The following is a 254-nucleotide window of genomic DNA, read 5'->3' as shown; positions in this document are numbered from 1 at the left end:
CTCGGCAACGCCCAGCCTGTAAGCCTGCGGCAGGCAGTCGGTGGGTGACGTAAAGGTATCCGCATCCAGTGCCTGCGGGAAGAACTTCACGAAGGAAGATTGATTGCCGATGAAGGTGACGTGGGGCACCTCGGCGGGTGCCGCGTCGGGCAGGGTCAGGATAAGCCACGGGCTGACACGTGTCAGCTCCCGGTCGGAACAGATGACGCCCCTGTTTTGGTACCATGACCTGTAAAGGAACTGGGCCATGTCGC

At 61.4% G+C, this 254-nt stretch carries 1 protein-coding gene; it reads right to left on the bottom strand.

The window, feature by feature from the left end:
- The coding region (locus SB717_RS37770; protein ID WP_410908286.1) for a hypothetical protein at positions 1–254 on the bottom strand (254 nt) is incomplete at both ends.

The sequence above is a fragment of the Priestia sp. SIMBA_032 genome, from assembly GCF_046535215.1.
GTDB lineage: Bacteria > Bacillota > Bacilli > Bacillales > Bacillaceae_H > Priestia > Priestia aryabhattai.
The sequence above is the reverse complement of the archived record's forward strand: the minus strand, read 5'-3'. Positions and strand labels throughout refer to the sequence as shown.